This is a genomic window from Mesorhizobium sp. M7D.F.Ca.US.004.01.2.1 (assembly GCF_003997785.1).
Classification (GTDB): Bacteria; Pseudomonadota; Alphaproteobacteria; order Rhizobiales; family Rhizobiaceae; genus Mesorhizobium; species Mesorhizobium loti.
In genome coordinates this window covers 1-2,749 of sequence record NZ_RZRQ01000527.1, presented here as the reverse complement: position 1 = coordinate 2,749, position 2,749 = coordinate 1, and the positions used below count along the sequence as shown (strand labels likewise).

Here is a 2,749-nt window from a genome sequence, read left to right as displayed (position 1 = left end):
GCGTTAAGCTCCGTCAAAGGCCCGTCGACGATCGACACTTGCTCCGGCTTCGACATGGTTTCGACGGCCTCGCGTCCGGCCGTGGATTTTGATCGATAGGTCTTCGGCAGCGGAGCTTGTCCGTCGAGCGCCGGGTCCGATGGGCTCTCGGCGGCTGCCGCGTCGCGCCCGGCCGCCTTGGTCGACGTCGAGAAATGGCGCAAGTCATGAAACGCGATCAGTAGCGACAGGTCGTCCTGAAGCGGCACGGCATCGCCGTCCGGCGCCGTCTCTTCGGCGTCGGCATCGTCCTTGTGCGCCTTTGTTTCCAGATTGTCCTTGCCGATTTTCACGGTCGGCACCTTGGCCGAGGCTGTCTTTCCGGGGGCAGCCGATGCCGGTTCGGTCTTGCCGGTATGCCCGGCAAGGCCGGCAGCGAGCTTGCCCCAGCGCTGGTCGTGCGATCCCGCCTCGGTCCGCGGCTGCCGTTCCGGGCGGGTAGGGACTGTGTCGCCGCGCAGCATCTTGCCGAAGCCGGCGTCGTCATTCCTGCCATTCGCAGCCGGCTGCTCCGGCGTCGCACGCGTCGAGGCAAATCCTGGCAGGGCCGAGCCGAGGCTGGTGGTCATTTGGGGGCGGCTCCAAGCATTTGGTCGATCAGGTCGAGCTGTCGACGTGTTCTGGTCATGGCGGCGTCGGTCGGATCGGTGGGCTCGGGACCGGCTGCAGGCGACGGTGCCGAGACCGGCGTGACAGTCGCTGCTTCGGCGGATGTGGCTGCAACCGCCGCCGTGTCCGGCGCATTGGCGGTTGGCCCGCCGGAGGCCGCGGTGGCGGCAGGCTGCTCCGCGATCGCGCCTTCGACCGGTGGCAGCCCGCTGTCATCGGCGCCTTGCGCCGTGGTGATTTTGGGCGCCAGTGGTTGCACGGCCGCACCAGGGGCAGGCTTTTCCTCGGGAAGGGCGGCGGGCGGCGCGACCACCTCGCCGGCAATGGCCTGAGCAGCGTCGAGCAAGGCGCGGTCGCCTTCCGACAGCCTGGTGCGGTCGATCTTGCCAAGCTTGGCGCGAACGTCCTCGATGGTGCCCGAGGTGACCGTGGAAAGGCTGGCATAGAGCAGGGCGCGTGGATCGTCCTGGTTGGTGTTGCCGCCACGACCCTGCTCGGCCCGCGCCGAAGCAAAAGCCGACAGCTCGTTCAGGCCGTCGATCGCGGCGCGGCGGGCGATGCGCAGATAGATCACCTTCTCGCGCTCGGGATCCATCATCGAGGTGATGTCGCCCAGCTTGTCCTGGCTGATCGACATATGCAGCGCGATGACACCGGAGACGAAGGAGTCGGCGAACTGGCTGGCATAGGGCGAATAGAGGTAGCGCTCGACATACTGGGTGGAGGCAAGCGCGAAGCGTGCCGCGTCGCCTTGCGCGACTGCAATGCCGACCGAACGGCGAAGTGCGGCTTCCTCGACCAGCGTGCCGGGGCTGAGCAATCTTGCCTCGTCGAGCAGACCGAGTGCGGCCGCCGGCTGGTCGCCGGCAAGCAGCGAGCCTTTGACCAGGGCAAGGAAAGCGCCGAGATCGGGAGGCAGCGCCATGGGATCGATCGGCCCCAAGACTTCGATAGCCTCGCCGGGCCGGCCGTTGAGGTAGTCGATAACGCCTTTGGCTATGGCAAGGCTTTGCGGGTCCGTCGTGGCGCGCGACGTGGCGGCTTCGACGGTGATCGGGTTTCCGCCGCTCATGCCGTAGACAAGCAGGGCGCGAAAGTTCTTGGGATCCTTGTAATCCTCGGCATCCGCCGCGCGCAGGCGCGCATCCGCCATCTCCAGCAGCTTGGCCTGCATCGGCAGGGCGGCATGATCGCCGGCGGCTATGCGATCCTGGATCAGCTGCAGCGAGCGCACCAGTTGATACGGCTGCAGCGCATCCTGGGCAAAGCCGGCCGAAGGGTATCCGCCGGTCAGCAGCAACAGGCCAATCAACCGGCTGGTGACGGCCGCTCGCCTCATCCGCCAGTCGCCATCAGGATTTCGATGCGGCGGTTCACGGCCGACAATGGATCTGCGGGATCCTTCGGCTGGCGATCGGCGAAGCCGGCGACCTCGGTGATGCGGCGTTCGTCGACGCCACCGCGCACGAGCATGTAGTAAGCGGAATGCGCGCGCGCCGTCGACAGTCGCCAATTGTCGTAGCTGTCGCTGCGGAACGGCCGGGCGTCAGTGTGGCCGTTGATGCTGATGGTGCCCTTCTGGCTGTTGACGATGCGGCCGATCTTCTCCATCGCCAGTACCAGTTCGCGGCTCGGCAGCGCCGAGCCAACCTCGAACATGCCGAAGTCGAGCTGGTCGGTGATCGAGATGACGACGCCCTTGTCTGTGGCTTCGACGGAGACGCCGTCGTGCAGCTTGTCGCCGGGCTTGAAGGCATCGGCCAACTGCCGCTTGACGTCGGCTGCGGCCTTGACGGCAGCCGCGGTCGGCGCCTTCTCGTCGGTGTCGGGCTTGGCAGGCTTTTGCGCATCGGCCTCGACCTTGGCCGCATTCGCGTCCTTGGTGTCGCCCGGCTTGGTCTCGCCCGGTTTGATCTCGCTTGGCTTCGTGTCGCCGGCCTTGGCCATTGCCGTGGCGGGGTTCGCGGCCTGCTTGCCTGTCGCGTCCTTGGCTAGCGGCTCGAGCGGCGCGGCCGCGACAGGCGGTACGGCTTTGACTTTGGGCACTTGCGTTTCGGCGGTCTTGTCACCGGGCTTGACCGGATCGCCCTCGATCCTGGTG

Annotated in this window: 2 protein-coding genes and 1 pseudogene; all 3 read right to left on the bottom strand. The window is 67.0% G+C overall.

Features of this window, described 5'->3' with window-relative positions:
• A pseudogene (locus tag EN993_RS34195) lies at positions 1–608 on the bottom strand (flagellar hook-length control protein FliK); the annotation flags it as partial.
• Positions 605–1,987: a chemotaxis protein MotC gene (locus EN993_RS34190; protein WP_127266084.1), complete on the bottom strand. Its 1,383-nt coding sequence runs from the start codon at positions 1,985–1,987 to the stop codon at positions 605–607. The pseudogene EN993_RS34195 and the gene EN993_RS34190, both read right to left, overlap by 4 nt.
• The coding region (locus EN993_RS34185) for an OmpA family protein (RefSeq protein ID WP_164758001.1) at positions 1,984–2,749 on the bottom strand (766 nt) is incomplete at its 5' end. The genes EN993_RS34185 and EN993_RS34190, both read right to left, overlap by 4 nt.